This is a genomic window from Streptomyces sparsus (assembly GCF_054776295.1).
Map to the genome: position 1 here is coordinate 1 of NZ_BAAHCA010001026.1, position 1,605 is coordinate 1,605.

Annotated in this window: 1 protein-coding gene and 1 pseudogene; one reads left to right on the forward strand and one right to left on the reverse strand. The window is 74.7% G+C overall.

Annotated features, from left to right (window positions below; all coding sequences use genetic code 11):
• Positions 1-321 (reverse strand): annotated as a pseudogene (locus ACYVE9_RS25995) (alpha-(1-2)-phosphatidylinositol mannosyltransferase); the annotation flags it as partial.
• A 60-nt stretch (positions 322-381) separates the two neighbouring features.
• Between ACYVE9_RS25995 and ACYVE9_RS26000 the strand changes: the two are divergent.
• On the forward strand, positions 382-1,605 hold a 1,224-nt coding region (locus ACYVE9_RS26000), incomplete at its 3' end, for a glycosyltransferase 87 family protein (RefSeq protein WP_461030341.1).

Genomic DNA, 1,605 nt, shown 5'->3' on the forward strand with positions numbered 1-1,605 from the left:
CAGCGCCGGTGCCATCAGGCCCAGCGGCGCCGCCGCGCCGAACCACACCGCGGTGCAGTCGTGCTCCCGCAGCAGTTCCACCGCGCGGCGGGTGGCCCGCGGGGTGGGCAGCAGCATCGTCGTCCGGTCGCGCACCACGGGGAAGGGCTGTTCGGCGTCGAACCGGGCCGTCTCCGCACGGCCCTCGGCGGTGCGGTTCCAGGTGGAGGCGTAGACGACCACCCTGCCCGGGTCCAGGCGCAGCGCCATGCTGTGCAGGAACGCCTGGATGCCGCCGGGGCGGGGCGGGAAGTCGTTGGTGACAATCAGCGTCTTGCGCATCGTCTGGTGCATCGGCGACGACAGTACCGGGTGGGCCCGCCGTCGGCGTACGGTCGGGTCATGCGTTCGACCCCCACCGCCTGGACGGCCTGCGCGGCCTGGGCCCTCACCCGGATCCTGCTCCTGCTGTGCGTCTTCCAGGTGCTCACCGTGCCGGGGCCCGACGTCACCACCGACGTGTCGGTCATCTACCAGGGCTGGTACGAGGTGCTGCGGACCGGCAGCTTCCCGCAGGATGACGTGACGTGGCAGTACCCGCCCGCGGCGGCGCTGCCGGTGCTCTCCCCCGGCCTGCTGCCCTTCCTGTCGTACCCGGCGGCCTTCTTCGTGCTGGCGCTGCTCACCGACGCCGCGGTGTTCGCGGCGCTGCTGCTCGCCGGCCGGGGCCCGTCGCGCAGCCCGGTGGGCGCCTGGGTGTGGCTGGCCGGGGTGCCGCTCCTGGGGCCGACTGCTTACGCCAGGTACGACGTGATGGTGACGGCGGTGGCGGTGGCCGCGCTGCTGGCGGCTGTCCGGCATCCGCGGACGGCGGGTGCGCTGGCGGCGTTCGGCGCGCTGCTGAAGGTGTGGCCGGCGCTGCTGCTGGTGGGCACCGCGCGGGGGCGCACGACGCGGCGGACCTGGACGTCGGCGCTCGCCACCGGGCTGCTGCTGACGGCGGTGTTCACCGCCACGATGCCCGGGGCGCTGGACTTCCTGACCGCGCAGCGGGACCGGGGGGTGGAGGTGGAGTCGCTCGGCGCGCTGGTGCTGCACGTGGCCCGGCAGTTCGGTTGGCAGGGTGAGGTGCGCCTCCACTACGGCTCGATGGAGTTCCTCGGACCGTACGTGTCGCTGGTCGCCGCCGGGTCCCTGGCGCTGACCGCGCTGGCGTTCGCCTGGCTGCTGTGGTGGCGGCTGCGGGCCGGGGCGTGGACGCCGACCACGACGGCCGACGCGGCGTTCGCCGCGGTGCTGCTGTTCACGACCACGAGCCGGGTGATCAGCCCGCAGTACCTGCTGTGGCTGGTCGGCCTCGCCGCGGTCTGCCTGACGCTGCGTTCCTGGCGGATGCGGGTGCCGGCCGTGCTGGTGCTGGTCGCGACCGGCGTGACGCTGCTGGAGTTCCCCATCGGCTTCGGCCACGTGGTGGCCAGCGACGCGGTGGGGGTCACCCTGCTGGTGGTGCGCAACGGACTGCTGGTCGCCGCCTCCGTGCTGGCCTGCACGGCACTGTGGCGCAGCACCGTGCCGCGGCCCGGGACGCGCGAGGAGGCGCCGCCGGGGGAGGCGGCGGCCGGTGCC